This is a genomic window from Streptomyces sp. NBC_00414 (assembly GCF_036038375.1).
In the GTDB taxonomy this organism is placed as follows: domain Bacteria; phylum Actinomycetota; class Actinomycetes; order Streptomycetales; family Streptomycetaceae; genus Streptomyces.
The window spans coordinates 7605884-7627994 of record NZ_CP107935.1; the positions used below are offsets into that span (position 1 = coordinate 7605884).

Annotated in this window: 17 protein-coding genes; 7 read left to right on the forward strand and 10 right to left on the reverse strand. The window is 72.5% G+C overall.

Going from position 1 to position 22111, the window contains the following annotated elements; genetic code table 11:
* Positions 1–20: 20 nt before the first annotated feature.
* Both OHS59_RS33025 and OHS59_RS33030 read right to left on the reverse strand, forming a co-directional pair.
* Positions 21–2792: a DEAD/DEAH box helicase gene (locus tag OHS59_RS33025; protein ID WP_328499447.1), complete on the reverse strand. Its 2772-nt coding sequence runs from the start codon at positions 2790–2792 to the stop codon at positions 21–23.
* Positions 2793–3003: 211 nt separating this feature from the next.
* Entirely contained in the window at positions 3004–4314 is a 1311-nt protein-coding gene (locus tag OHS59_RS33030) for a serine/threonine-protein kinase (RefSeq protein ID WP_328497009.1), read from the reverse strand.
* A gap of 311 nt (positions 4315–4625) precedes the next feature.
* On the opposite strand from OHS59_RS33030, the gene OHS59_RS33035 reads away from it, so the two are divergent.
* Positions 4626–6584 (forward strand): FUSC family protein, encoded by a 1959-nt coding sequence (locus OHS59_RS33035; RefSeq protein WP_328497010.1) that lies wholly within the window; start codon positions 4626–4628, stop codon positions 6582–6584.
* A 123-nt stretch (positions 6585–6707) separates the two neighbouring features.
* Here the strand turns inward: OHS59_RS33035 and OHS59_RS33040 are convergent, their stop codons facing one another.
* Positions 6708–7658 carry an endonuclease/exonuclease/phosphatase family protein gene (locus OHS59_RS33040; RefSeq protein ID WP_328497011.1) on the reverse strand — a complete coding sequence of 317 codons (951 nt, stop codon included), beginning with the start codon at positions 7656–7658 and terminating at the stop codon, positions 6708–6710.
* Positions 7659–7877: 219 nt separating this feature from the next.
* Between OHS59_RS33040 and OHS59_RS33045 the strand changes: the two genes are divergently transcribed.
* The 3 genes from OHS59_RS33045 to OHS59_RS33055 all read left to right on the forward strand — a co-directional run bounded on the left by OHS59_RS33045 (position 7878) and on the right by OHS59_RS33055 (position 10443).
* Entirely contained in the window at positions 7878–9281 is a 1404-nt protein-coding gene (locus tag OHS59_RS33045; protein WP_328497012.1) for an amidohydrolase, read from the forward strand.
* Between the two features lie 128 nt (positions 9282–9409).
* A complete protein-coding gene (locus tag OHS59_RS33050) occupies positions 9410–10114 on the forward strand; it encodes a DUF899 domain-containing protein (protein WP_328497013.1) in 705 nt (234 codons plus the stop codon).
* A 158-nt stretch (positions 10115–10272) separates the two neighbouring features.
* Positions 10273–10443: a hypothetical protein gene (locus OHS59_RS33055; protein WP_328499590.1), complete on the forward strand. Its 171-nt coding sequence runs from the start codon at positions 10273–10275 to the stop codon at positions 10441–10443.
* Between the two features lie 70 nt (positions 10444–10513).
* Here OHS59_RS33055 and OHS59_RS33060 read toward each other — a convergent pair whose 3' ends face one another.
* The 3 genes from OHS59_RS33060 to OHS59_RS33070 form a co-directional block, all read right to left on the reverse strand.
* Positions 10514–12376 (reverse strand): ABC transporter ATP-binding protein, encoded by a 1863-nt coding sequence (locus tag OHS59_RS33060; RefSeq protein ID WP_328499448.1) that lies wholly within the window; start codon positions 12374–12376, stop codon positions 10514–10516.
* A gap of 474 nt (positions 12377–12850) precedes the next feature.
* On the reverse strand, positions 12851–13303 hold the full coding sequence (locus tag OHS59_RS33065; RefSeq protein WP_328497014.1) for a hypothetical protein: 453 nt from the start codon (positions 13301–13303) through the stop codon (positions 12851–12853).
* A gap of 85 nt (positions 13304–13388) precedes the next feature.
* The gene (locus OHS59_RS33070) at positions 13389–13988 is read right to left on the reverse strand and encodes an ATP-binding protein (RefSeq protein WP_328497015.1); all 600 of its coding nucleotides are present in this window, start codon (positions 13986–13988) and stop codon (positions 13389–13391) included.
* Between the two features lie 178 nt (positions 13989–14166).
* On the opposite strand from OHS59_RS33070, the gene OHS59_RS33075 reads away from it, so the two are divergent.
* Together OHS59_RS33075 and OHS59_RS33080 are read left to right on the forward strand one after the other, a co-directional pair.
* A complete protein-coding gene (locus OHS59_RS33075; protein ID WP_328497016.1) occupies positions 14167–15027 on the forward strand; it encodes a helix-turn-helix domain-containing protein in 861 nt (286 codons plus the stop codon).
* Positions 15028–15291 (forward strand): DUF397 domain-containing protein, encoded by a 264-nt coding sequence (locus OHS59_RS33080; RefSeq protein ID WP_217460243.1) that lies wholly within the window; start codon positions 15028–15030, stop codon positions 15289–15291. It abuts the gene before it with no gap.
* 182 nt (positions 15292–15473) lie between these two features.
* Here OHS59_RS33080 and OHS59_RS33085 read toward each other — a convergent pair whose 3' ends face one another.
* The 4 genes from OHS59_RS33085 to pdxR form a co-directional block, all read right to left on the reverse strand.
* Entirely contained in the window at positions 15474–16190 is a 717-nt protein-coding gene (locus tag OHS59_RS33085; RefSeq protein WP_328497017.1) for a fused DSP-PTPase phosphatase/NAD kinase-like protein, read from the reverse strand.
* A gap of 111 nt (positions 16191–16301) precedes the next feature.
* The gene (locus tag OHS59_RS33090) at positions 16302–17207 is read right to left on the reverse strand and encodes a hypothetical protein (protein ID WP_328497018.1); all 906 of its coding nucleotides are present in this window, start codon (positions 17205–17207) and stop codon (positions 16302–16304) included.
* Positions 17204–19696 (reverse strand): PEP/pyruvate-binding domain-containing protein, encoded by a 2493-nt coding sequence (locus OHS59_RS33095; protein ID WP_328497019.1) that lies wholly within the window; start codon positions 19694–19696, stop codon positions 17204–17206. Before OHS59_RS33095 ends, OHS59_RS33090 begins: the two co-directional genes overlap by 4 nt.
* Positions 19697–19993: 297 nt before the next feature.
* Complete coding sequence (gene pdxR / locus OHS59_RS33100) at positions 19994–21403, reverse strand: MocR-like pyridoxine biosynthesis transcription factor PdxR (RefSeq protein WP_328497020.1); 1410 nt, start codon at positions 21401–21403, stop codon at positions 19994–19996.
* A 182-nt stretch (positions 21404–21585) separates the two neighbouring features.
* Between pdxR and OHS59_RS33105 the strand changes: the two genes are divergently transcribed.
* On the forward strand, positions 21586–22089 hold the full coding sequence (locus tag OHS59_RS33105) for a carboxymuconolactone decarboxylase family protein (RefSeq protein WP_328499449.1): 504 nt from the start codon (positions 21586–21588) through the stop codon (positions 22087–22089).
* Positions 22090–22111 lie beyond the last annotated feature (22 nt).

Here is a 22111-nt window from a genome sequence, read left to right on the forward strand (position 1 = left end):
CGGTCAAGAACCTCGTGTGGTCAGGCGGCGGAGTCGAGGACGGCGAGGACCCGGAGCAGGGGGCGGCCGGTGGTGAGGAGGGAGTCGGCGAGGTCCGAGAGCTTGGACTTGGTGTCCCCGCCCGCTGCCGTCAGGGTCGGCTGCTCCCAGTTCGCGAGGCGGGCCTTGTACTCCTCGATCGGGCCGTGCAGGGCTCTGTCCCAGTCGTCGCTGTGCCGCCGCAGGAACCGTTCGGCGGCCTCCAAGGCGTCGGGGATGCCCTCGCCCAGCCGGTCGCGGTTGTGGGGGCGCAGCGGATTGGCCATCGTCGGGCCGACGCCCGCGCGGCGCAGTACGCCCACCATGTCGTCGGTGACCTCACCGGCGCGCACTGCCATCCACTTGACCACCGTGGGGCGGCCCAGCGCGTTGGAGTAGATGCCCTGGATGAGGTATGTGGGACCGTCCACGTCGGCCGTGATGACCGGCGCCTCCTGGCGGCCGAGGCGCACCAGGACCTTGTCCGTCAGCCACTCGACGACCGGGTGGAGGTCGGTCAGCAGCGAGATCTCCGGCCAGCTGGACGAGGAGGACTCCCGGGCCCGTACCAGCGACAGGTCCGCGAGCTTACGGTTCAGCGTCACCAACAGGCGCTCGTGCAGGCGCTGTTCGCGGCGGTAGTCCGGAGGCAGCGCCTTCATGCGGTGGGTCAGGTCCGACGGCGGCCGGAAGGAGATCAGGCCCGTCTCCTGGTCCTGGTCCATGTCCAGTTGCCGTTGCGCGTCCGGGTAGACCTCGCGCAACGCCTCGTCGACGAACTCCCGCGTGCCCGTGAACAGGCGCGGCACGTCCGCCGGAGCGGGCGGCGCGTCACCGTCCGCCTCCTGCGGGTCGTCGCCCACCGCGCCGAAGAAGTCGGCCAGGAAGTCGGTGCCGGAGTCCTCGGCGGCGGCTGCCCGCGCCGTCGACTCCAGGGACTCGTCGACCGTACGGCCGCGCAGCAGGTCCTGGATGAGGGACTTCTCCTCTGCGTCGGCCCGGTAGAGACCCGAGACGGCCTCCGCTGTGCCCAGGCTGCGGTGCGCCTCGTCCTCGCGCTCCAGCAGGCGCTCCGCGACGGTGCGGTCGTCCTTCGCGCCGTCGACCCCGCTGGTGAGGATCAGCGCGCGGAACTGCGGCTGGTGGGGTTGGCCGTAGCGGTCGATACGGCCGTTGCGCTGCTCGATGCGGATCAGGGACCATGGCACGTCGTAGTGGACGAGTTGATGGCACTGACGGTGGAGGTTGACGCCCTCGGACGCCACATCGCCCGTGAACAGCATGCGGACCGGGGTGTCCGCCAGGCCGAAGTCCTCGACGCACTGCATCTGCTGTTCGTCGGACAGGCCGCCGTGCATGACCCGTGCGGCCTCCTGCGCCGCCCTGCCCTTGAAGCCGAGGGCCGCCGGGACCGCCCTGCGCAGCCACTCCAGTGTCTGGACGCGTTCGGAGAAGACCACGACCCGGGCGTCGCTCTTCGGGCCGACCCCGATCGCGCGCAACTGCTCCACCAGGGCCTGGAACTTCGCCGAGTCCGGGTCCGACATGGCGAGCGTGAGGTCTCTGAGCCGTTGGAGTGCTGTCAGTTCATCGACCGTTGCTGTGCCCTCTTCCTTCGCCTTCAGGGTCCGCATGCGGTTGTCGACCGTCGCGGCCAGCGCCACGTGCGAGGACAGGAACGACTTCAGCAGCGTGTGGGGGAACAGACGGCTCTCGCTCACGGACGCGGTGCCCTCGGCCGGCGGGAGCCACGCCCGCGCCAGTTCCTCGAAGATCCGCTCCTCGGCCGGTGTCGCCGCGCAGTGCACCGACGCGCTCGGGCCGCGGTCCGCCCACTGGCCCTTCATCTGCTCGCGGACCTCGGGGCTGACCTTGGTGCGGCGGATGAAGAGATGCTTGATGTCGTCGGCGTCGTACCGCTCCGGGTCACGGATCGCGGCGGGGTCGAGGAGCGAGATCAGCTCGGCGAAGGAACGCGCGTCGCCGTTGTGCGGGGTCGCCGAGGCCAGAATGAGGGCGTCGGTCTGCGGGGCGAGGAGACGGGCTAGCTGGTTGCGGAGCGAGCCGCGGTTGATGAGATTGTGCGACTCGTCGATGACGACCGCGTCCCACCGGATGTGCTCCAGGTGATGCTTGTACTGGTCGGTGTTCTTGAGCGTGTCGATGGAGACGATGACCCGCTTGAAGTACGTGAACGGGTTGCGGCCGGCCGGGATCTCCCGCTGGATCCGCTCGATGCCCACCGAGTCGAGGCGGATGAGCGGGATCGCGAACCGGGTCCACAGCTCGTGCTGGAACTGTTCCAGGACGTGCTGCGGAGTGACGACGAGAATGCGTTCACCGCGACCTCGCCGGATCAACTCGGCCAGCGTCAGGCCGATTTCGAGCGTCTTACCGAGACCGACCACGTCCGCGATGAGCATGCGCGGGCGCAGGTTCTTGCCCGAGAGCGCGAGCTGCGCCGGGCGGTGCTGGTAGGGCAGCGGGTCGAGCAGGAAGCTGTCGGCCAGGGCCAGCCCGCGCTCGGACTGAGGGAGCGGGGTCTTGCGCAGGACCGCTTCCAGGAAGAGGCGGCTGCGTCGGAAGGTGGGGGAGTCGTCGGCGATCAGCTTGGTGCGGCGCGGGTCCATGAGCTGGACGTCGTCGAGCGCGGTGAAGAAGACGGCTTCCTGGTCCCGTACGAACTCCGAGACACCCACCGCCTCGATACGGTCACCGTCGTGGGCCGTGCGCGTCACGTTCCGTACGAGCCACTCCTCGTCCCGGACCTCGATCTGCGAGCCGGGCGGGTACTTGGCGGTTCCCGGAGCCGCGTCCGGAGTCGCGACCGCAGCCCCTTCCGGTTCCGGGGCAGCTCCCGGGGCGCTGCCGCGCTGGGCGTCCCGAGCGGCACCGGTCTGATCGACGGTCACGTGCGCTGCCTCCTGTGGGTGATGCCGGTCCTGTGGGTCTGTGGGTGATGCGGGTCCTGTGAGCCGGGCCGGTTCAGAACTTCGCGCGCTGGGCGTAGGCCTCGCGCAGCTGCTGGGCTACGCGCCGCGCTTGGGCCGACGTGCGGATCGCCGGTTTGGGGCTCGGGCGGTCATGCCTGCGGCGAGCCGCCGGCCCCGATGGCGCACCGGGAGGGGTGAGGGGAGGTGCGGCAGGCCGGACGGGTGGCTGGTCGGGCGCCGTCGGGCTGGGCTCGGCCCTGACGGTAGGGGTGTACACGGCGGGGCCAGCGGCAACCTGGGGAGCCTGCGGGACCTGGGGGAGGGGGACCGTGGGAGCGGTGGTACCCGGCGGGGGCGGCAGCACCGCTGTCGGCAGGTTCGCGAATGCGGCGGCGTCCGACGAAGCGGCGGAGCCGGTGGGCAGGGTCGGGCCCACCTGCGCCGCCACGGGGGCCGCATGCAGCGGCAGTGGCGGGATCGGCGTGGTCGCCGTGGTGTGTGCCGTGAGGCGGCGCCGAGCCTGGGCGATCTTGAGGCCCTGCGCCTCGATCACGGCCCGGCACTCCTTGACGACCGCCGGTAGGGCGGGCCGGCCCTGCGGATCGTAGGAGAGCATCGCCGAGAGGAGAGGGGCGAGTTCGTCCGGGGCTCCGGTCAGGTCCGGCTGGACGTCCGCCTTGGTGATCAGGTGGAAGAGCGCGTGGATGTTGTCGGCCTGGAACGGGTAGTGCCCGGTCGCCGCGTAGAGGAGGACGGCGCCGAGCGCGTACACGTCGACCGGCGAAGTGAGCGGCTTGACGCCGTTGGCCTGCTCGGGGGCCATGCAGGCCGGAGTTCCGAGCACGGTGTTGGGGGCGGTCAGGGACGCGCTGGACTCGGTGAACACCGCCAGGCCGAAGTCGATGATCTTCGGGCCGTTCGGGCCGAGGAGGATGTTCGCGGGCTTGAGGTCGCGGTGGAGCAGTCCCTGCTTGTGTACTCCGGCGAGGGCTTCCGCGAGCGTGGCACCCAGGGAGGCGGTCAGCGTCAGGGGCAGGGGGCCGTGGGTGTGGACGTGCTTCCGCAGGTCCGGTCCGTCGATGTACTCGGTGGCGAGCCAGGGTTGTTCGGCCTCGGCGTCCGCGTCCAGGAACGCGGCTATGCGGGCACCCCAGATGGTCTTGAGGACCTCGATCTCCTGGGCGAAACGCAGCCGGGTCTCGGAGTCGACCACCGACGGCTTGATCACCTTCACCGCCGCGGGCTCTCCACCAGGTGACTCACCGAGGTAGACCTGACCCATACCGCCGTGTCCGATGCGGCCGAGCAGCTCGAATCCGCCGAGTTCGGTCGGGTCCTCGGGGCTCAACGGAGCCGCGCTCACTGGGTTGTCCTTTCGCCCTGGTCAGCCGCTGTATGTCAGCAGTGGTAACCGTAGTCGACGGTAGGGGTGCATGGACCCGGTCCTGTCCGATCGACGTGCGCCGCTTCTCGCTCGGGCCCGCACACGGTTGCGTTCATAAAGAACTCGGACATCCCGCCGATCGTCACGCCCCTGAAACGCATACGTCCCCTTCCTCCCAGGAACCCGATCTACGGTGGACAGCACCGCGGTGACACCACCGCGCCCAGGCCGATGTCGCCCGAAGGCATGCCACCCGCAACCGCCCTCGTCCCGACAGGAGCCCCGTGCCCGTGCCGCGCCCCCTCCGGACAGCCCTCCCGCTCTGGCTCACCCACGCGCTGCGCGCGCAACGGGGGCCCGTGCCGTGGAACGCCGTGCTGCGCGGGGTTCTCGCCGGCGGGCCCTTGCTGCTCGTGGCCGTGTCCGCGGGGCGGGAGTCCCTCGGTGTCATGGCCGCACTCGGAGCCATGTTCGCCGGGATCAACGACCGGCCGGGAAGCCGCCGCATCGCCGTGCACCGCATCGGGGTGCCCGGGCTGGCCGGAGCGCTGGGGATCGTCGTCGGCACCTACGCGGGGGAAGGCCTCGGCGCCGCTCCGCTGACCTTGACACTCACCGCGCTCGGGCTGCTCGCCGGGGCCGTCAGCGCCGTGGGGCCCGTCGCGTCCGGGGCCGGGACCCAGCTGCTCGTCGCCGCGGCCATCGGGGCCGGGATGCCCTTGCCCGACCCCGGCTGGCAGCGGGCCCTGTTCTTCCTCGCCGGCGCCGGCTGGCTGATCGTGCTGCGGCTCGCGCTGCCCACCCCCGGGGCGCCGGCCAGTGACTTCCGCTTCGACGGGGAGCGGGCGGGGGTCGCCGCCGTGTACGACGCGATCGCCGATCTGCTCGCCGCGGTGGGCGGGGAGCAGGCCGGTGGCCGACGGGCCGCGCTGACCGCCGCGCTCGACCACGCCCAGGACACGCTCGCCGGGCCGCGGCTGCGGCGTTACGCCAGTTCCGCGGCCGAGCGGCGGCTGCGGGCGCAGTACGCCGCCGCGCTGCCGCTCGCCGAGGCCGCGACCGCGCTGGCCTGGTCCGGGGACGCCCTGCCCGCCCGGACGGGAGAGGGGCCACGACGGCTCGCCGTCGCCGTACGGACCGGGGAGCCCTGCGGGCCGCTGCCCGCGCCCGCCCGGACCGTCCCCGGACTGCGGGCCCTGGACGACGCGCTGCTGCACGCCGCCGAGACCTTCGACCGCGGCGGCCCCCGCCCCCAGAGGGCCTCCGACAGCCACTCACATCCGCATTCACATCCGCACCCGCATCCGCTGGGACGAGGCACCGAGCGGACCGCGCGCAAGGGCCTGCACCTGCGGCCCCTGCGCGCCAAGGCGCTCCTGCGCACCGTCACCGGCACCGGGGGCCGGGAGTACGGCCTCCGCGTGGCCCTCTGCTACGGCGCCAGTGTCGCCGTGGCGCAGGCACTGCACCACGTGCACTGGTACTGGCTGCCCGCGACCGCCGTGTTCCTCGTGAAGCCGGATCTCGGTCCGCTCGTCTCGCGCGTGCTGAACCGGGCGGCCGGTACCGTCCTGGGCGCCCTCGTCTTCGTCGGGTTCGCGGCCGTGCTGCCCCGGCCCGAGGGGCTCGTCGCGCTCGTGGCGATCAGCGGGGCGCTCATCCCCGTCGCCACCCGGCACTTCGCCGCGCAGACGGCCGTCGTCACCGTGCTCGTGCTCGCCCTCGTCATGATCGGCGGCGATCCGGAAGCCTCCTGGGGCCGTATCGGCGAGACGCTGCTGGCCTGCGCGATCGTGCTGGTCGTCGGGCACCTGCCGGCGCCGGGCCAGCGCGGCGGGAACGTACGGGCCCGGCTGACGGCCGCCACCGACGCCGCGCACGCCTATCTCACACACGTCCTGAGCGACGTGGCCGTGGACGGAGACGCCGACGGCGGCGGCGACCGGGCCGCCCGCTGGGCGCTGCGCCGCGAGGCCTACCGGACACTGGCCGAGGCCCGCGCCGCGACCGACCGTGCCGCCGCGGAGCTTCCGACCCTGGCCCGTCACACAGCGGGCACCGACGAGGTCGCGGCCACCCTCGAACGCCTCGTGGACACCACCACCGCCTGTGCCGTGCACCTCGACGACACGGGACGGCTCACCCCGCAGCACACCGAGCGCCTCGCCACGCTCCTCGACGAACTCGTGGACCGGCGGGAGAGCGCGGGCCTCGCGGTGGGCTCCTCTGCGGGGCTGCGCAGCGCCTGAGCGGGGGCCTGGGCCGGGGCTGCCCCTGGAGACATTGTCCGCGAGTACGGCGTGGCTGGTCGCGCGCTTCCCCGCGCCCCTTCGGGGGCGTTGCTCAGCCGGGGTGGACTTCGCCGGAGCCGCTCAGGGAGCTGTCCGCGCCCACACCGGCGCGTGGTCCGAACCCGGCGTGTCCCGGCGCGCGTTCGGATCGTCGCCGACCGGCGGCAGCGGGGTCTCCTGGAGCGGCGTCCCCGTCCCCGCCCCGGTCACCCGGCCCAGGAGCCGGTGGCTGACCAGGATGTGGTCGATCAGTTCCGGGCGCCCGGAGTGCAGCCGGGAGAAACGCCGCTTCTCCGGGATGAGGGGAGCGATGTTCCAGAGCCGTGCCGCGTCGCCCCTGTCGGGCCGGTCGAAGCCGGGTGTGCCGATCTCGGAACCGGGCGGGCCCTGCAGAATCTGCGTCGTGGCGGCGGTGACCTCGTCGTTGAGGTCACCGAGCACGGCCACGTCCCGCTCCTTGCCCTTCCCGCCGAGGAGGTCGTCGGCGACGGCACGCAGCGCCGTGGCCTCGGCGGCCCGCCGGTACAGGGCGTACGCGCCGTAGCGGGCCCGCTCGCCCTCGTTCCGTGGCTGGAACCGTCCGCCCGGGTACGTCAGCAGCTTCGACTTCAGATGACAGACCGCCACGGACAGGGTCATGCCCTCGACCACCGCCTCCACCGCCAGGAGACCGCGGCCCGTCCGGGGCACCGGCTCACCGTCGTCGTCGCCCTGCACGGGCCGCAGCGGCACCGGGAACTCGTTGGTGTCGGTGATCGTCCGCGGTGCCAGCCGGCTGAGGAAGCCGACCCTGATGCCCCGGCTGTCCGGATGCGCCGAGAGCACGATGTGCCAGTCGCCGTCCAGCGTTCCGGCCAGGTCCTCCAGCGCGGCCGGGTCACCGACCTCCTGCACACCGAGCAGCGTGGGATCGAGTTCCCCGACGACCCGGGCCAGCGTGGTGAGCTTCGCCCGGTACGCGGCCTCGGTGCGTGGGCCGAACTCCCCGCCGGGCCGGTACAGGTTCTCCAGGTTCCAGGTGCCGAGGAGCATGCCGGGCTCCTTTCCGGACGAGCCTCCCAGGGCACCGCCCGTCGAACGGTGAGGCCGAGTGACAGCCGGTGGGGCCGAGGGACAGCCGGTCGGGCCGAGGGGCGGTTCTCGCCGCGGGACAGCTCTCAGAGTGCGCGTGAAACCGCCCGCGGGACAGGGCGGGGACAGGATGCGCGGTTCACGTCACGCGACGGCACGATCCCGCCGTACCGTGGCGAGATGACCTGGCCCGAGCCCACGCCCGACGCGAAGACCGGCCCGTCGACGCAGGGCGCCGGCGATCTCGTCATCACCGGGTGCACCGCCCTCGTGCACGACGAGCGCGAACAGATCGGCTTCGTCGAGGACGCCACCGTCGTCGTACGCGGCGGCCGTGTCGAGACGGTCACCGCCGGGCCGGTCGACCTGACGGCCACCGGTCTCGCCGCCGCCGAGCGCATCGACGCCCGCGGCCAGGTCGCGATGCCCGGCCTGGTCAACTGCCATACCCACACGCCGATGGTGACCCTGCGCGGTATCGCGGAGGACCTGCCCATCGACGAGTGGTTCAACGAGTTCGTCTGGCCCATCGAGTCCAACCTCCAGGAGCGGGACGTGGAGTTGGGGGCACGGCTGGCCTGCGCCGAGATGATCCGCGGCGGCGTCACCTGTTTCGCGGACCACTACTTCTCGATGGACACCGTCGCCGCGGTGACGGCCGAGAGCGGCCTGCGCGCCAACCTCGGGCAGGCCTTCTTCTCCTCCCAGGGCGCCGAGGGCCGCGAACGCTCGCTCGACTTCGCACTCCGGCACCGCGACACCGCCGACGGCCGGATCACCACCTCGCTCGCCCCGCACGCGCCCTACACCGTGGACGACGCCGACCTCGCCGCGACCGCCGGGCTCGCCCGCGAACACGGTCTGCTCGTGCACATCCACGCCGCCGAGAACCGCGACCAGACCGAGGCGAGCCTCGCCCGCCACGGCCGTACACCGATCGAGATCCTGGCCGGCGCCGGCCTCCTCGACGTCGATCTGCTCATCGCGCACGGCACCGGCATCGTGGAGCGCGACCTGCCCGTCCTCGCCCGCGCGACCGGCCGGATCGCCGTGGCCGGCGCGCCCCGCGGCTACCTCAAGTTCGCCTGGCCCACGACCACTCCGGTACGCGCCCTGCGGGAACTCGGCATCCCCGTGGGACTCGCCACGGACGGGGCCGCCTCCAACAACTCCCTGGACGTGTGGGAGTCCATGGCGCTCACCGCGCTGGTGCAGAAGTCCACCGAGGCCGACCCCCGTCGGCTGACGTCCCGCCAGGCCCTGCACCACGCGACGCTGCAGAGCGCCCGCGCCGTCGGGCTCGGCGAGCGGATCGGCAGCCTCGCCCCGGGACGCAGGGCCGACATCATTCTGGTCGACCTGAGCGGCCCGCACACCCAGCCCGTGCACGACCTCGCGGCCACCCTCGTGCACAGCGCCCGCGCCGGCGACGTACGCACGACGATCGTCGACGGGCGGATCCTCATGCGCGACCGGGAGCTCCTGACCCTCGATGTCCCGGCCGTCGTGCGGGAGATGAACGAACGCATGCCCGCGCTGATCGACCGGAGCCACGGCAAACGCATCCAGGACTACGACACCTGAGAGGGCCGCCCGGACCGGCCTCAGGCACCGCTTCGGGCGCGGCCCGAGAAGAAATCCCCGGCCCGCCGATGAGTTCCGACGCTTCCTTCGGTCCACCCCTGAGAAGGCACCGCACCGAAGGAGTAGCAATGACGCTTCCGCGGATCGTGTCGCGTGGGGAATGGCGTGCCGCGCGCGAGGAACTGCTGGTCGGGGAGAAGGCCGCGACCCGGGCCCGGGACGCGCTCAACGCCGACCGGCGACGGCTGCCCATGGTCGAGATCGACAAGGAGTACGTCTTCGAGGGCGGCGACGGCAAGGCGACGCTGCTGGACCTCTTCGAGGGCCGCCGGCAACTCGTCGTCTACCACTTCATGTTCGCCCCGGAGTGGGACGCGGGCTGCCGCAGCTGCTCGGCGTTCGTCGACCAGATCGGACACCTCGCGCATCTGCGCGCGCGGGGCACCGAGTTCGCGGTGATCTCCCGGGCGCCGTACACGAAGATCCTGCCCTTCAAGGCGCGGATGGGGTGGACGCTGCCCTGGTACTCGTCGTACGACAACGACTTCAACCACGACTTCCAGGCGTCGTTCGAAACGGGCGCGGGCGACGACGGCGAGGAGCCCTACGAGCGGCCCGGGGTGAGCTGCTTCCTGCGGGACCGGGAGCGGATCTTCCACACGTACTCGACGTACGAGCGCGGGCTCGACGGACTGGGCTCCACCACGAGTCTCCTGGACCTCACGGCGCTCGGCCGGCAGGAGGAGTGGGAGCTGCCCGAGGGGCGCGCGTCGGCACTGGGCGCGCCCGCCGGCAGCGAACGCATCCGGTATCACGACGAGTACGAGGACTGAGCGCGACAGCGGGAGACGGCTGTGCGGATGTTCCCCCGTTCGTCGTGACCCTGTGTCGACTACGTCTCAGTAACGTCACTTCGCGAGACCTTCACCCCATGATGAGCGTTTAACTCTTCAAGGGCTCTCACGAGAGCAGCGCCACATGGAGGTACAGGATGTTGAACGGTCGAACGGTGCTGGGGCGTTTTCCCGCCGGTGGGCCGCGTGGTTCCTGGCCCGCGGAGGAGTTCGCGCAGGCACGCCGCCAGGAGGGGCAGCATGTCGACGTCGTGATGGACCTGTCGACGGACATGTTCCTGGTCGTCGTGCGGGAACTCGTCGAGTAGGACGACGCCCCGGTCACGAGCCGGGCGAGCAGGGTGCGCCGAGTCGGCCGACTGAGCCGGGCCGAGGGTCTCAGCCCGCCTTGGGCGCCGGTACCTTCGCCGCGAACTGCCCGGCCTGCAGCCCGTACAGCTCGGCGTAGACGCCGCCCGTGGAGAGCAGCTCGTCCGGAGTGCCGGACTCCACGAGACGGCCCTGGTCGAGGACATGCACCAGATCGGCGTGGCGCACCGACGCCAGCCGGTGCGTGATGAGGATGACCGTCTGACCGGTACCCGCCAGGGCCCGGATCTTCTCGAAGACCTCCAGTTCGGCGCGCGCGTCGAGGGCCGCCGTCGGCTCGTCCACGACCAGGATCGCGCCCCGCCGGTACGCCGCCCGTGCGATGCCGAGCCGCTGCCACTGGCCGCCCGACAGCTCGTGGCCGCCGCTGAACATCCTGGCCAGCAGCGTGTCGAGGCCCCGCGGCAGGTCCGCCACCACGTCCTCCGCGCCGGCCTCCGTGACGGACCTGTCCAGCCGTTCGTCGGTGAGCGGCGCCGAGGCCCGGCCGATCGCGACGTTCACCCGGGCCGTGAACGGCCACCGTTTGAAGTCCTGCGCCACCATCGCGATCCGCTCCGCGAGCTGATGCCGGTCGGCGGTCGCCGCGTCCACGTCGTCCCACAGGATCCGGCCGCGCTGGGGCGCGTACAGGCCGGAAAGCAGTTTGACCAGGGTGGTCTTGCCGGAACCGTTCTCCCCGACGAGTGCCACGATCTTGCCGAGCGGCACGCTGAGCGTCAGGTCCGACAGAGCGGGCCGGGCCGCGCTGCCCGGGTAGGTGAACGTGACGTTCTCGAAGCGGATCTCGCTCGGCCGTTCGGGCAGCGCCGCGCCGCCGAGCGGGATCGTGCGCTCGGCCGCCTCGACGTACAGGCGTTGCAGATCGCCGACGAACAGGGCTTCCTCATGGAGGGTGTTGACCTCCAGGACGAGCGTGTCGAGGTTCGCGGAACCGGTACGGATCGCGATGACCGCCGTGCCCGCCACGGACAGCGCCATCGCCCCGGCCAGCAGCAGCCCGCCGAGCGTCGTGTACGTCGCCACGGTGGCGAGGCCCGTCCAGGCGGCCGCGATCAGACCGGTCCGGGCCTCCAGGCGGGCGAGGCGGGCCTGTTCGGCCTCGGCGGCCTCCGACATCGAACGGAAGTGCCGCAGCAGGAACGGGCCGATGCCGTGGACGCGGATCTCCGGCGCGGCGGCGGGCTCGGTGAGGAGGTTGCCGATCAGCCGGCCGGCCCGGGCGTGCTGCACCCAGGCGTGCCACGACGCGTAACGGCGCCGGGCGATGGTCAGCGCGCTCCAGGCGCTCGGCAGCGTCATCGTCATCAGCAGGGGCAGCAGTGCCGGATGCAGGACCGTGAGGACACCGGCCGCCGCGATCAGCGAGATCATCGCGTTCACCACGCGGGTGGCGATCCCGATCATGCGTCGGGCGGACGAGGCACCGTACTGCGCGGTGTCCAGCAGCTTGTGGAACGCCTCGTCCTCGATCGCCGACAGTTCGACCGTCGCGGCCCGTTCCAGATACAGCTCCGTCGCGACGCGCTCCACCTTCGGTTCGAGCCGGCCGGTGGCGTACGTCGAGGCGCCCCGCAGCAGTGCGGCGAGCAGCGTCACCACGGCGACCGTGACCAGCGCGGGTGCCGCGTCCCGCAGCCGGTCCTCGACCGGGCCGCTCGCCATCAGGCGGCCCAGGACGCTGTTGACCGCCAGCAGACTCACCGCCTGAGCCAGACCGCGGCCCACCTCCGCGCCCAGGACGGTTCCGGCGGCCCGGCGGTCCGCCTGCCGGGCCAGCCGGAAGCTGGACGCGAGCAGGGCGGGCAGCCGCGTCACCATGGCGCGGAAGTTCAGCTCCATGAACGCGTCGGAGTGCTGCGACCAGCCCATGTCGTAGCGCAGCGGACCGCCGAACAGCAGCCGCTCGGACTCGGAGGGCTCGGGCCCCTCCGCACCGGGTTTCCGGTCGCCGGATCCCGCGGGCGGCTCTTTCGGCGCGGACCCCGAGGAGCCGCCCCCGGGCGCGGCCCCCGCCGACGTGGTCCTCTTCGGCGATCCCGCCGGCTCAGCAGACCCCACCGATGACCTCCCCGATCGTGGTCGAACGGCCACTATCGCGGTGTCGGGCGCCGAGGGGCAGGGCGCGCGCCCGCTCCGGCACGGCGTAAGCGGAGCACGCCCGGGCGCTTGTGGCCGCGCGCTGTGCCATGCCCGGGAACGCGTGCTTCCACGCACCGGGGGCCGGGGGAGTACTGCGACGGACGTACGCCTCGGACGCGATGCGACCCACCCCGTACGGCTCAGGCGAGGTAGAACCCGGAGGCCATGGGTCTCAGGCGTCGTACGGCTCGGGTGTCGTACGGCTCAGGCGCTTATCGGCCGGGACCAGGCGGGCGGCGTCCCGGTCACCCGGCACAGGGCCAGGTAGAGGGGGATCGGCGGCGTGTACGGCAGCTTGCCGTCCGGCGTGTGGATCAGCCCGGGAAGACTGGGCGAGGCGGGAACGAGCGCTCCCGTGGCGTAGTGCGCCGGCGAGGGCCACTCGAGGGCGACGTCGGAGTCGGAGGGCACGAGCCACCACCAGTGCGTGCTGTCGGCGTACACACAGCCGACGCGCGGCAGCCGAGGCATCAGCAGCGGGCCCAGTCTCGCGGGCATCGCCACCGCGTCGCAGCCCAGCGGGGCCTGCATGCCCTCCGGCACGGTCAGCCGCCGTGACGCGCCCTGGCCCGATGCCGTACGCCCGCGTTCCATGCGGACCAGCGTGTCCAGGCTCAGCACCCTTGGCGCACCGGCCGAGGTCGCCCTCACACCCATTCAGCCCCCGCTCGTGTTCCCAATGTCTTGGATCCCGCTCGGCACTTCCAGCCGCTGGAAGATCGAGCGACTGTAACGATTCAGGTCAAAACCATTCGTTCCCGGCCGGGGGAGGGTGTATCCCCGTCGGCGAGGAGCCGGCTGGGGCCGGCCGGCTCCTCGCACTCCAGCCCAGGTCAGACCGCGGCTCGACGCCGTTGTTCGCCGTCCGCGGCAGTTCCGCCCAGACCAGCAGTCCGGGACCGGTTTCCTGGGCGCCCCAGGCAGTGCACATCGCCGCGACGAGAAGCAGTCCCCTCCCGTGCTCCTCTTCGGGACGCTGTGGCGACGGGTGGGGCTCACCCGGCGCACATCCCTCGTCACGGACGGCTATCCGTACCAGGTCCGTGCCGTCGTGCAGCTCGCACACCACATGGCGGCTCGCCGTGTGCACGATGGCGTTGGTGACCAGTTCGGAGACGACGAGCTCTGCCGTGTCGCAGGTGTCCTCGCAGACCGCCCAGCCCGACAGCCGGGCTCGCGTCAGGTGCCGGGCCTGTGCTGCAGAGCCCGGATGTGCTGCCAGCTCGAAGCGGAACCGGCGCTCGGCTGCCGCGTCGGGGCGTACCCCGGCGGTGACAGTAAGACGGTCTCGGTTCACGGCTGCGGCTGTTCCTAACGGCGCGGACGGAATCACGCTTGCCACTATCTCCCCGTCGTGAACACTTGGCAAGTGTCACTCTGAAAATTGCAGAGTGCAGTGTTCTGAGCAGTATGGCCATGGCACACTGCTCGCAACAGCACGTGGCGCGGCGTCAGTTGGGTACCCGTACGGGGCCCGAACGGGCGCCGCCCCGGCTGTCTGGACAAAAGTGGAGGTGGACGTGAGCGAGCCGCGGTCCGCGCCGACGGTCGGGCAGGTCGTCCTCGGACGGCGCCTGCTGGACCTGCGGGAACGCGCGGGGCTCAAGCGTGAGGAGGCGGCGCGCATTCTGCGTGTCACCGCCGCCACCGTCCGCCGTATGGAGATGGCCGAGGTAACCCTCAAGATCCCGTACCTCCAGCTCCTGCTGAAGTCGTACGGCGTCTCCGACGACGAGGCCGACGCCTTCGTCACGCTCGCCGAGGAGGCGAACCAGCCGGGCTGGTGGCAGCGGTTCCACGACATCCTGCCGGGCTGGTTCTCGATGTACGTGAGCCTGGAGGGCGCGGCCGCCCTCATCCGTTCGTACGAACCCCACTTCGTTCCGGGAGTGCTGCAGACCGAGGAGTACGCGCGTGGCGTCATGCATTCCGGCGCCGTCGGCCAGACCAGACCCGAGGACATCGAGCGGCACGTGGCGCTGCGCATGCAACGCCAGGGGCTGCTGACGCGCGAGGGCGCGCCCCGGTTCTGGGCCGTGATGGACGAGACCGCCCTGCGCCGCCCGGTCGGTGGCCCCGAGGTCATGCGCGGCCAGATCGACAGACTGCTGGAAGCCACGGCACTGCCCAATGTGACCCTGCAGATCGCCCCCTTCTCCTCGGGGCCGCACGCGGGCACGTACGGGCCGTTCGTGCTCTTCCGCTTTGCCATGCCCGAACTGCCGGACATGGTCTACAGCGAGTACCTGACCGGCGCCGTCTACCTGGACGCGCGTACCGAGGTGGCAACCCACCTCGAGGTCATGGACCGCATGGCGGCTCAGGCCGCCACGGCACATCGCACGAAGGAGATCCTGCTGGATCTCCGCAAGGAGCTGTGAATGGATCGCATCAAGTCCCGGATACGCGTCGCGCGGATCTACAACGGCATGCCCGCCAGGGAACTGGGCAGTGAAGGCTGGCACAAGCCGTGGAGCGGTGGGAACGGCGGCAACTGCCTGGAGGCGATGAAGCTCGCCGACGGCCGGATCGCGGTCCGTCAGTCGGCCGACCCGGACGGTCCGGCTCTCATCTACACCCCCGGCGAGATGACCGCGTTCATTCAGGGTGCCAAGGCGGGGGAGGCGGACTTCCTGCTCTCCTGAGGCAACCGGTCAGTTCCCGGCCGGTCGATGCAGAACCGATTCTCCTGGCAGAACCGATTCGCCTGAGCGTGATGCGATGCGATGAGCGTGGGCGATGCGGTGGGCGTGGTGCGATGCGGCGACCGGGTATGCCGCAGACATCAGGAACGTCGCCGCAAGAACGTGCCCGCAACGCAGCTGCCTCAGAACCAGGACCACATGCGCCGTGGTGCGTCCACGAGCCGGCTGACCGCCACCACCGGTAGCGGCGGCTGTTCCGCCCGGCTCGGGCCGAGGCTCAGCGCGTAGTAGATCTGCTCGATGGACGGCGGTCCGACCGCGAGGTTGCGGCGGACCGCACCCGACGGGGATTCCTGCCCGGCCTGCACGAGATAGGCAGCGGCCATGGTCCCCGTACGGCCCACTCCCGCCCCGCAGTGCACGAACACCGGCCCCGGGGCCGCACCCACGACGCCGAGGAAGCGCCGTACCTGGTGCGGCGTCGGGGTCTGTCCGTCCCGCACGGGCAGCCGTACGACGTCCAGGCCCGCCCTGTGCGGTCCGGCGAGCCGGTCGGCGGACAGGTCCTCGGCACGCAGGTCGACCACGGTGGTGAAGCCGAGCCGGGCCAGCTCCCGATAGCCCTCGGGCGAGGGGGCGCCGCCGCGCCACAGCCCTCCGGAGGCATCCACCGGCTGGAAATGGTGGATCCCGCGCACCGGACGGGTCCCTTCGGGCGGCGGCGTCTGTTCGCGTGTCCAGTACGACAGCGCGAGGATGCCCAGCGCACCGGTGGCCCAGAGGGCGAGGTAGCAGAGGCCGAGGACGACGAGCGCGCGCAGCAGTGTCCGGCGCAGGGTGCCGCGGGAACGGGCCGCGGGCGGCACGGGACGGGGTGCGGACGGGGCGAGGACAGCCATGGGCGACCCGGAGGCTCGGGGACGAGGGACGCGTCGGCATCGTAACCCCGGTGGTCGGTCTCGTGACCCCGGGCGCCGTGCACGGGCGGCACCCGGTCCCGCTCCGTCGTGTCAGCCGTCGTCGGCGTCCGCGTCGCCGATACCGACCACCGTGAGGTGCGTACGGTCCAGACCGGTGTCCTCCAGGCAACCGCGCAGGCGCATGCGGTCGTGGTCGGTCAGCGCGGGCCGGACCACGCCGGCGAAGAGACCGTCGCCCAGCTCACCGAGGCCGGCCCGGTTCAGCGGTACGGATGTCGAGTCCCGGCAGCGTTCCCAGAGTTGGCGCGCGGCGAGCGACTGCCGCTCGGCCGTCATGTCCGTGCCGCGCATGTCGACACGCAGGAGCAGGGAGGTCGCCTCGGAGTCCTTTCCCTCCTCCTCGCGGGTCTGCGTGAGGTCGGCGAGCCCGACCACGAGCACCCCCAGCAGCGCGGCCCCGACCAGGCTCGCGGCGAGTACGCGCAGGGTACGGGCGCGGCCCCGCGGGGCGCCGGGCGGCGGCAGGTCGTCCAGGTCGGCGCCGCCGTCCGGATCGGGTGCGGCCAGGACGGAGAGGCGTCCGGCGAGCCGCCGTTCCGCCGTGGGCCGGGCTGTGGCCGACGCGATGCGCTGCACGACCCAGGCGAGCCCGGAGAGCAGCACTCCGGTGACCATCAGGACCGGTACGAAGACGTAGGTACGGCTCGTCGGCTCGTCCAGCCACCGGAACCGGTCCCCGCCCGTGCGTGCCGGTGCCTCCTTCTCCCGCAACCGCGCGAGGACGTCCTCCTGCCGCCGGTCGGCGTCGCGCACCCGCTCCTCTATCCGCGCGAGCCGCCCGAGCAGCACGATCCCGAGGAGCATCACCTCGACGACGAGCAGCAACACCCCGCACAGAATGGCCCGTTGCCACTGCCAGCGGTACAGATAGACGACGACGTACGTGCCGGCTCCCGCGGCCGCCGCACCCCCGAAGAGGTAGGCGACGCGCCTCACCGCGGGCTCCGGGTGGGTGTGGGGGCGGAGGGGTTTGGCGCGAGGTCGGGTGTGGGTGTGGGGTCGAGCGTGGGCTCCTGTGTGGATGCGGGCTCGGGTGTGAGTGCGGATTCGGGTGCGGGTGGGTTCCCGTCCGCGGGTGCGTTCCGGTCCGTGTGTACGTCGCCGGTGGTGCCGTCGATCGTGAGGCGGGAGCCCGGTGGGAAGCGGCGTACGGCGTCCGTGGCGCCGACGACCGTGGGCAGACCGAACTCCCGGGCCAGGACGGCCAGATGGGAGAGGGGGCTGCCGGTCTGCGCGACGAGTCCCGCGAGGCCGGGCAGGAGCGGGGCGAGCGCGGGGTCGAGCGTGCGGACGACGAGTACGGGGTCCGGTGGTCGTGGGCCGGTTCCGCCCCAGGCCGTTCCCGTGGCCCGGCCGCCGGACACGCCCTGCCCTTCCCCCGTGCCTCCGCGGCCTCCGCCCGGGGTCTGCTCGGCGACGACCGCCCCGCCCTCCGCGAGCCGGAACGCGTCCGGCAGGGGCGCCGACGCGGCCCTCGGCAGCCGTTCCCCGAAATCACCGGGCAGGAAGCCGTGTTCGAGTGCGTCGACGAGTTCCTGCCAGCGGAGCAGTCCCACTTTCGATCCGACCGGGACCTTCGATCCGACAGGGGCCTTGGATCCGAGCGGGACCTTCGATCCGACCGGGGCCTCGGATCCGAGCGAGGCTTTCGATGTGTCCGGCAGCTGCGGGACCTCTGACACATCCGGCGTGTTTCGTGGTCCGCCCGGTCCGCCCGGTCCCGCTGGTGCAGCCAGTCGGCGCGCCGCGTCCCGGACCAGGCGGACCTGGAGTTCCTGGACCCAGCGGACCCGCAGGCGCAGGGCCTCACGAGGGGGAAGGGAGGCTGCCGCCGTCCTGGCGGCGGGACCGCCGTTCGTCCCCGCGGGACTCTCCGGGAGCCTCAGATCCCGGCTCAGACTGGGCGGTACCAACGCCAGCACCACCGGTTGCGCGGCCACCACCCGGTGGTCCGGTACGCCGGGAGCGCGTGCCTCGGCGAGGACGCCGAGCGCCGTGCCCGCGGCCGTCGCCCGGGGCGCGGCCAGCAGGGCACCGGCGAGAGCCTCCTGGGCGTGCAGCGAGACCAGGACGGTTCGGGTCCAGCGCAGGGCGGCGACGAGTCCGGGGAGGGTGAGCCGGTCCGGGGGCGGTGTCTCGGCGAGCCGTCGGTCGACGTCGGCGACGAGGTCCGTCGCGAGGCCGGGCAGCGCCGAGGCCAGCCGGCCCACCCGCCACGCGGCGGCCAGCCTGCGGGCACCCGGCGTCGGATCGAGCAGCGCCAGCCAACGGTGCCGAGGCGGGGCGACGCCCAGCAGCCGCAGATCCGCCGCGGCCCGGCCGCCGACCGTCGTGACGACCGGCAGCACACGCAGTTGCCGCCGTGGCGCGGTGCCCCCGATGTCGAGCGCGGCGGCCAGCCCCCGTGCCATGGGCGCCACCCACAAGTCCTCCTCCAGCGGCTCCAGTTGATCCGGCAGAGTCTCCGCGACCGGGCCGGGGCCGAGCAGCCGTGCCCCGCGCGGGGGCCGCGCCGCCATCGCCGTGATGGGCCGGCTCTGGAACAGCCACAGCCGCCCCGCCTCGTCGAACCCGAACTCGATGTCCTGCGGCCCGCCGAAGACCCCTCGCGCCTGTCGGGCCAGCCGGGCGAGACGGCGCAGTTCGCCGGCCCCGAGCAGCTGTTCGGCGCCCTCGGGGGCGGTGTGCGACAGGCGGCCCCGGCGGGTCAACCAGTGGTTCGTGCCGGGCTGTTCGCCGCTGACCAGCGAGTCGGGGCCGCCGCGCACCACACTGACCAGCATCCGGTCGGTCCGCCCTGTCATGGGGTCGGCGCCGAACAGCACCCCTCCCACCCGGGCCGCGAGCATGGGCTGCACCAGCACGGCCATCGGTGCGACCGTGCCGTCCGCCCGGTGGGCCGAGTCGAGCACGGTGCGTACGGCCGCACGGAAGTCCCGCCAGCCCCGCACGTCCAGCACGGACGCGAACCGACCCGCCAGGGACGACTCCTGGGTGTCCTCCTGCGGGGACGAGGACCGCACGACGAGGGGGAGGGTGCCACCGTCGGAGAGCTCCAGCCAGGCGCGACGCAGCCTTCCGGGGTCACCGCCCGTCCCCGGCAGGACGAACCCCGGAAGCACGGGCAGTCCCGCCCTCGCCGCGCGGGCGAGATGCGCGGCCTTGGAACCGGCGAGCAGGATGCGCGTGGCCTGCGGATCGCTCAGGGGGAGGGCGTCCGCGACGCCGCGTGCGCGGGGTGGATCCGTGGTGTCGTGGGCGAGGGGGCTTGAGGTGGCGCGTGCGCGGAGTGCGTCCGGGACCGGTGCTTCCCGCTCCGCGCCGACGTCGTGGTACGCGCCCAGGTCCTCCCCGTCGCCCGCACCGTCGTCGCACGCACCGCCCTCGTGCGCGCCGTCGTCGTGACGTTCGTCAACCGTCGTCATCGAGCACCCTCCAGGACCGACCGCCAACAGGGGGGACGCGCGGGGGTGGCCCTGCGCCTGACGGCGGAACGAAGGGTGGGGGCGAGTTCCTGCCGGACCGACCGGATCACGGCCGCGTCAACAACACGCCTCCTGAAGTCGATGATCCCACCGCGTGTCGCGTTGGACGCCGATCGAGGGTCGTCTTCCGGCCACCCGCCCCATCCACTTTCCGTGGCGGCGGAGGGCCACCCCGAGGAGCCTCACGGAGAGGAGCCTCACGGAGAGGAGCCTCACGGAGTGGAGCGGAGAGGAGCCTCAGGGAGGTGGCAGCGCCGCGCACAGCGCGTCGAGCGCGGCTCCGTAGGCGTACTCCGAGGGGGTGGCATAGCCCACGACCAGGCCGTCCGGCGCGGCCATGGCCGCCTCGGGGTGCCGGAACTCCGCGAGCCCGTCCAGCGAGAGGCCCTGCCAGCCGGCGGCCTTCACCGCGGACCGCTCACTGCTGGGCGGCAACCGCAACACCGCGTGGAGCCCTGCCGCGATCCCGGTGACCTCGACATGCGGCGCGTGCGCGGCGAGCGCCCCGGTCAGCCGGTCCCGCCGCCCGCGGTACCGCTGCCGCATCCGCCGTACGTGACGGTCGTACGACCCCGACTCGACGAAGTCCGCGAGCGTCAACTGGTCCAGGACGCTCGCCCACGCCTCCCGCTCGCCCTTGACCGCCAGTACGTCCTCCACGTACCGCTCGGGAAGGACCATCCAGCCCAGCCGCAGCGCGGGCGACAGGCTCTTGCTGACCGAGCCGATGTGGATGACCCGCTCCGGATCCAGGCCCTGGAGCGCCCCGACGGGCTTGCGGTCGTAGCGGAACTCCCCGTCGTAGTCGTCCTCCAGAACCACCCCTCCACGCGCGCGTGCCCAGTCGATCACGGCGGCACGCCGTGCGGGATGCAACGGCCCGCCGGTCGGGAACTGGTGCGCGGGCGTGAGCAGCACGGCCCGCTCCCTGGCGAGGTCACCGACCTGCGCGCCGTCCTCGTCGAGGGCCAGCGGGACGGTCCGTACCCCTGCCGCCGCCAGCAGTTCCCGGTGGAAGGGGAGACCGTACGACTCGACGGCCAGGGAGCCCCGCAGAACCGTCGGGAAGAGCAGCCGCAGCGCGTGCGCGAAACCCGAACAGATCACGATCCGTCCCGGCTCGGTACGGACACCACGCGCGCGTGCCAGGTACTCCGTGAGCGCCTCCCGCAGTTCGGGCCGCCCCGCGGGATCACCTGGCCCGAACGCCTCGGTGGGGGCCCGCTGCAGAGCCCGCCGGTACGAGGCCAGCCAGGCGGTGCGCGGGAACGCCGACGCGTCCGGAGTGCCCTGACGCAGGTCGTGCCGTGGTCCACGCGCGCGTGGAGGTGCCTTTTTGGGTACGCGCGCCCCGGCCCCCAGCGGTTCCGCGCGCTCGGCGACCCGGGTGCCCGAGCCCTGGCGCGCCGTGAGCCAGCCCTCCGCGACCAGCTCGGCGTACGCGTCGGCCACCGTGTTCCGCACCAGGCCCAGATCGGCGGCGAGCGAGCGGTACGGGGGGAGGCGGGTGCCCGGAGCGAGCCGCCCGCTGCGGATCGCCTCGCGCAGAGCGCGGATCAGGGCGGCACGACGGCCGCCCGGACCGGACAGGTCCAGATGCAGGTCGGCGCCGATGCGCTCCGCGGAATTGACCCATGAATCCGTCATGAGAATGCACCCTACTGGGGGTCTTTGAAGCACCTAGATTCATGGACATGACGACGAACACGACGCAGTTGACGAACGCAGCGGGCGAGACGAGGGCGAACACCGGGGGTGACGCCCACGCCGGAGGTGACGCCCACGCCGGCGGCGCCGGTGTGGAAGACGGGGGCAATGGGGCCGCCGGGATGATCGGGGCGACCGGGGTGGCTGGGGCGACCGGGGTGGCCGTACGGGTGGCCGAAAATGCTCGGCTCGACTTCGCGAAGTCCGCTCCCAAGGTCTTCCGCGCCCTCGTCGGCTTCGACGCCGCGGCCCGTGAAGGGCTCGACCCGGCCCTCGTCGAACTGATCCAGATACGCGCCTCGCACCTCAACCACTGCGCGTACTGCCTCCACATGCACACCAACGACGCCCGCAGGGCCGGCGAGAGCGAGGACCGGCTGCACATGGTCGCGGTGTGGCGCGAGGCCCCGCACTTCTTCACCGAGAGGGAGCGGGCGGCCCTCGCGCTGACGGAGGCGGTGACCCTCGTCGCCGACGGCGGTGTGCCGGACACCGTCTACGCCGAGGCCGCCGCACACTTCGACGACCGCGAACTGGCCCAGGTCCTGGCCCTGATCCTCGCGATCAACACCTGGAACCGCGTCGCCCTGGCGACGGCGAAGACGGCGGGCACGGACCGACGCTGAGCGCTGCCGGGAGACGGCGGGG